4 protein-coding genes are annotated in these 5,352 nt (G+C 72.3%); all 4 read right to left on the bottom strand.

Features of this window, described 5'->3' with window-relative positions; genetic code table 11:
- Positions 1–189: 189 nt before the first annotated feature.
- The 4 genes from ABTZ99_RS44575 to ABTZ99_RS44560 all read right to left on the bottom strand — a co-directional run bounded on the left by ABTZ99_RS44575 (position 190) and on the right by ABTZ99_RS44560 (position 5,160).
- Positions 190–2,751: a glycosyl hydrolase family 18 protein gene (locus tag ABTZ99_RS44575; protein WP_499619211.1), complete on the bottom strand. Its 2,562-nt coding sequence runs from the start codon at positions 2,749–2,751 to the stop codon at positions 190–192.
- 132 nt (positions 2,752–2,883) lie between these two features.
- Entirely contained in the window at positions 2,884–3,792 is a 909-nt protein-coding gene (locus ABTZ99_RS44570) for a 5-oxoprolinase subunit C family protein (protein WP_499619209.1), read from the bottom strand.
- Between the two features lie 11 nt (positions 3,793–3,803).
- Positions 3,804–4,409, bottom strand: coding sequence for a 5-oxoprolinase subunit PxpB (gene pxpB, locus ABTZ99_RS44565; RefSeq protein ID WP_498785603.1), 606 nt, complete (start codon positions 4,407–4,409; stop codon positions 3,804–3,806).
- A gap of 115 nt (positions 4,410–4,524) precedes the next feature.
- On the bottom strand, positions 4,525–5,160 hold the full coding sequence (locus ABTZ99_RS44560; RefSeq protein ID WP_499619207.1) for a heme-binding beta-barrel domain-containing protein: 636 nt from the start codon (positions 5,158–5,160) through the stop codon (positions 4,525–4,527).
- Between the last annotated feature and the right edge of the window lie 192 nt (positions 5,161–5,352).

Raw genomic sequence — 5,352 nt, 5'->3', positions numbered from 1 at the left:
CCCGTCGCGCTCCAGCGCCTGCAACGTCTGCGCGAGCATCTTCTCGCTGATCCCGGTCACCCGCCCTGATTCCCGACGATCGAGAAGCGTGATCGCCGGGAATGAGGACGCGAACGACCGACGCGACCTCGCGGGTGGTGGTGAGGCGCGAGTGGTGGCCCCGGGCTGGTCGAGCCCGGGGGCACCCGCTCACCGCAGGCCGGCGTCCACGGCGTTGATCAGGGTGCCGTTGGCGGTGTCGCCGGACATCTCCCAGATCATCGCGCCGAGCAGGCCGCGCCGCTTGAGCCACGCGGTCTTCTTCTGGATCGCCCACACGTCGTCGAACGTCCACCACTGCCCGCCGTTGCCGGTGAAGCAGGACGTCGCCACGGCGGTCTCGTCGTGGTGCACCGCGCAGCCGGGCACGCTCGCCAGCAGGTTCGAGTAGCCGCGCGTGCCCGCCTCCTCGGCGAACTGACCCGGCGCGGCGCCGGTGGCCGACTGCCACTCGCCGTTCTTCGCGCCGGCCTGGACGCCCTGCCAGCCGCGGCCGTAGAACGCCAGCCCGATGGTGATCTTGCGCGGGTTCACGCCGACCGAGGTGTAGGCGTTCACCGCGTTCTCCACGCTGAAGTGGAACGAGTAGGGGTCGTCCACGTCGGCGTAGAGGTTGCCCTGGTGGCCGGTGCGGTTGGGCTCCCACGAGTTGTCGCTGCCCGCGCCGTGGAAGTCGTAGCCCTGCACGTTGAAGACGTCCAGGGACTTCGCCACCTGTGGCAGGTCCCACCCGGCGTCGATCTTCGCCGGGTCGGCTGGGGTGAACGCGGTCAGGTCGTACCGCCTGCCGGTCTCCCGGCTCAGCTCGTCGAGCTGCCGGCGGAACTCGTCGATCAGCAGCGTGTTGTTCTGCTTGTCGTTCGGCCCGATGTGGTTGCCCGCGTGCCCCTCCGCGCCCGGCCACTCCCAGTCGAGGTCGATGCCGTCGAAGATGCCCGCCGCCGTGCCGGGGCCGCCGGCCGCGTTGTAGACGGGCAGGTTGCCCCTGATGTAGACGTCCAGGCAGGACTTGACGAACTTCTTGCGCGCCGCGTCCGTGGCCGCGACGTCGGAGAAGTACTTCGAGTAGGTCCACCCGCCCAGCGAGATCAGCACCTTCAGGTGCGGGTGCTTGGCCTTGAGCTTGCGCAGCTGGTTGTAGTTGCCGCGCAACGGCTCCCAGCCGGTGTCGCCGACGCCGTCCACCGACTGCGCCGCGCTGAACGGCCTGCTGTAGTCGGCTTCCGCGTCACCCGCGCCGTCGCCCTGGTTCGGGTCCTGCGGGTCGGGTGAGGTGCCCTTGGTGACGCCGTGCAGGCAGGTCAGGTTGACCGGGTCGATGTTGCCGAACGCGTAGTTCAGGTGCGTCAGCTTCGCCGCCGTGCCGCTGGTGTCGAGGTTCTTCACGAAGTACTGCCGGCCGTAGATGCCCCACTGCACGAAGTACCCGACCCGCGCGTACCCGTCGACGATGTCCGAGGTCGACACCGTGACGGCGTTGCCCGGCCCCGACACGTTGTCGTACAGGTCCCGGGCGCGGACGGTGAAGGTGTAGGCGGTGGACGGCGACAGGCCGTCGACGCGCGCCGTCGTGCCGGTGACGGTCGCCTTCAGCGCGGCGCCCTGGTAGACGTCGTAGTTGGCCACGCCCCGGTTGTCGGTGGCCGCGTCCCAGCTCAGCGTGATGCTGCCGGCGTCCTTCGCGGTGCTGCGCAGGTTGGTCGGCGCGGTCGGCGGCTGGGTGTCGTCGGCCGGGTTGTTCGTGGTCACGGCCAGCACGTTCGACGCGGTGGACAGCGTGCCCTTGGTGTCCTTGGCCTTGACCGTGAAGGCGTAGGCGGTGTTCGGGGTGAGGCCGGTGACGGTGGCGCTCGTGGACGTGACCGCGGTGGCCAGGGTGGCGCCGTTGTACACCTCGTACCCGGCGACGGGGAGTGAGCCGGGTGCCGAGGCGGTCCACGCCAGGGAGACGGTCTTGGTGGTCCGCACCGGCGAGTGCAGGTTGGCGGGCGGGGTGGGCGGTGTGTCGGGCGTGCCGTCGCAGTTGGCGTTGTTCACCCGGCAGGTGACCGGCTCGGCGGCCCGGCTGAGGGTGAACGTCGGGCTGTACGGCTCGGTGGAACGGCGGGCGCCCACGCTGCGGTTGTAGTGCACCGGGTTGAGCGTGACGGCGTTGCCGGTCTGGCTGATCGTGGCGTGCTGCGCGCCGCTCGCCGTGACGCCGGCGGGCAGGGTGAAGGTGATCGACCAGTCGGCGAGCACCGCGTCGGTGTTGTTGTTGACCACGAACTTGCCGGTGGAACCGGTGAGGCTGAAGTCGGCCGTGGTCGGCGCGGGCGGCGGTGGCGGGGGTCCGCTGCCGTCGCAGTTCGCGCCGTTGACCGCGCAGGACGTCGGGTCGACGGCCTGGCTGAGGGTGAACGTCGGGCTGTACGGGTCGGTGGTGCGGCCCGGCTGGATGGTGCCGATGTAGAACGCGGGCGTCAGGGTCACCCGCGTGCCGGTCTGGGTGGTGGTGGCGTGCTGCGCGCCGCTGACGGTGACGCCCGCGGGCAGGTCGAACTTGATCGACCAGCCGGAGACGGCGGCGGTCGTCGGGTTGGCGACCACGAACGTGCCGGTGGCGCCGGTCCTGCTGAACGTGGCGGTCAAGCCGGTCGCGGCGGCGGCCGGTGCGGACAGCGCTGCGGTGGCCAGGAGGAAGGCCAGGAGTGCGGTGAACGGTCGGCGCATCAGGGTGTGCCTCTCGAGTACGGGGACAGTCGAGAACCACGGCGGCCTGGTCGTGCCGGTCTTTTCCGGGACGCTGCCGAAGGTAGGTCGTGCGGCGGTCGTTGACAATGGGTCTAGACCAATTGCGTCCGTTCAGCCGTGTGGCGCGAAGCGCAGGCGGGTGCCGGGCCCGGCCTGCCCGAGCAGCGGGAGGACGTGCGCGGCGACCACGCCGATCACCGGGTAACCGCCGGTCGTGGGGTGGTCGGCGAGGAACACCACGGGCCGACCGTCGGCCGGCACCTGCACCGCGCCGGTCACCAGGCCTTCGCTCGGCAGCTCCTGCCCGACCCGGCTCGCGGTCCGGTCCAGCGCGGTGCCGGTGAGGCGGATGCCGACGCGGTTGCTGCGGTCGGACACCGTCCAGCGGCCGTCCCGCAGTCGGCGCGCCGGGTCGTCGAACCAGTCGTCGCGTGGGCCGAGCAGGACGGGCACGACCAGCTCGTCCGGGGTGCGCGTCGGCACCAGCACGTCCACGCCCACCGGCACGCCGGTCGGGTCGCCGAGGGGCAGTTCGTCGCCGGGTCGCAGCGGGGCCGGGCCGAGGCCGGAGAGCAGGTCGGTGGACCGGCTGCCCAGCTCGGCCGGGACCGCGATGCCGCCGGACACCGCGACGTAGGACCGGAGGCCGCCGCTGGGCGTGCCGAGGGTGAGGGTGTCGCCGGGCGCCAGGTGCAGCGGCGAGTCGCGCGGGACGCCGTCGACCAGGGCCGGGGTCGACGGGCCGGTCACGGCGACGGTGCAGGAGGCGTTGGCGCGCAGGGCGAGGCCGCCGAGGAGCACTTCGAGGCCGGCGGCGCCCTCGGGGTTGCCGACCAGGCGGTTGGCGAGCGTGAGCGAGGGGAGGTCGAGGGCCCCGGAAGGCGGGACGCCCAGGTGCGCGTTGCCGGGCCGGCCCAGGTCCTGGACCAGGGTCTGCGGGCCCGTGCGAAGGACGGTGAGGGTGCGTTGGCTTCGGGGGTCCTGGACGTGGGGCACCCGTGCGCTGGACGTAGGACTCACGGGGTGGGTGGTCATCGGACGGCCTCGAAGCGGACGCGGTCGCCGGGGGTGAGCAGGGCGGGGGTGGGGCGGCGCGGGTCGAACAGGGGCGCGTCCGTGCGGCCGATCAGCCGCCAGCCGCCGGGGGTGGCGCGGGGGTAGGCGGCGGTGAACTCGCCCGCCACGCCCACCGAGCCCGCCGGGACCTTCGTGCGCGGCGAGTCCAGGCGCGGTTGGCGCAGCGGCTCGGGCAGGCCGGTCAGGTAGGCGAAGCCGGGCGCGAAACCGCAGAAGGCGACCCGGTACTCCGCGCCGGTGTGCAGCTCGACCACCTCGGCCGCGGTCAGGCCCGCCGTCTCGGCGACCAGGTCCAGGTCCGGGCCGTCGTAGCGGACCTCGATGACGACCTCGTCGCCGTCGACCTCGGAGTGGTGGACGAGGTCCGCCGCGGTCAGGAGCTTCCGCACCGCCGCCGCGCCACCCGGCCTGGTGACGACCAGGACGGTGCGGGCGGCCGGGACGAGTTCGACCAGGTCGGGCAGGTCGGCCGCGGCGACGGCGGCGCGCACGGCCTCCACCTCGCCGAGCGAGTCCACCTCGACGAGCACGCCGTCCGTGCCGCAACGCCGCAGCTGCATGGGTCAAGGGTAAGCGAGGATTGTTGAACAATCCAACTGCACGCTCACCGCGAGGGCGCGAACGACCGACTTCCGGGCGATCGAGCCGCCGTCTGCGGAGCAGCGGCAATCCAGCTCAGCCGACGACGCGCCGCAGGTGTGCCGAAGTGTGCGGCTGGAGCGGCTGGCCGACCATGGCCCGCTCCTCGACGTACGCCAGGTCGCCGTTGTTGACGATGCCGTACAGCCGCTGCGCGCCGACGACCTCCTTGGCGGTCGCCGTGCGCACCACCGCGTCCGTGGTCATCTCCCACGACGTCTGGTTGCGCGGCTTGCCGTAGTACAGCTCCACGATCCCGGTGTTGTGCGTGATCAGCACCTCGATCGTGTCGTCCGGCTGCGGGCGCCAGAAGCCCGTCTCCCGCGCCGCCTGGCGGATCACGCCGCCGTCCTCGTCCAGCAGCCAGGCCCGCGCCTCGTAGTACAGGAACGGCCGACCGTCGTGCGCGAACGTGATCTGCTGCCCGTACCGGAACGGGCCGTCGATCGTCGGGTACACGACCTCGCCCTCGCCGCGCCACACGCCGACCAGCGGCAGCAGCGCGAGGCAGGCGTCGTGCAGCGAGGGTCCGGAGCGCAGGTTCGCCGTGTCCGCCGGGATCGGCAGGTCGTCGAACTGCGGCAGGTTGCGCGCCCCGGTCACCGAGGCGCGCGAAGCGGCGGCCTGCACGGCCGCGTCACCACTGCCCGGAACGGGCCCGTTGTCGCTCACCGCTGGTCGGAGAACAGGCGGTACACCACGTACCCGGCGAACCACACGACCAGCAGGGACACGAGGACCAGCAGTCCTGTGAAGAAGTGTTCCACCCGCCCAGTTTAGGCACCCGGGCCCGGAAGCCGCCGACCCCGGTGGCGAACGCCACCCGCACGCCGCTGGTCCGCGGCCTGGTCATCGGCATGATCG

This window comes from Actinosynnema sp. NPDC002837 (genome assembly GCF_040295345.1).
Classification (GTDB): domain Bacteria; phylum Actinomycetota; class Actinomycetes; order Mycobacteriales; family Pseudonocardiaceae; genus Actinosynnema.
Note: the sequence above shows the minus strand (reverse complement) of the source record. Positions and strands in the feature narration are given on the sequence as shown.

What these genes read in the sequence shown, in the direction of transcription:
- ABTZ99_RS44575 (WP_499619211.1), bottom strand. Translation starts at nt 2,751, where the DNA reads ATGCGCCGACCGTTCACCGCACTCCTGGCCTTCCTCCTGGCCACCGCA.
- pxpB (WP_498785603.1), bottom strand. Translation starts at nt 4,409, where the DNA reads ATGCAGCTGCGGCGTTGCGGCACGGACGGCGTGCTCGTCGAGGTGGAC.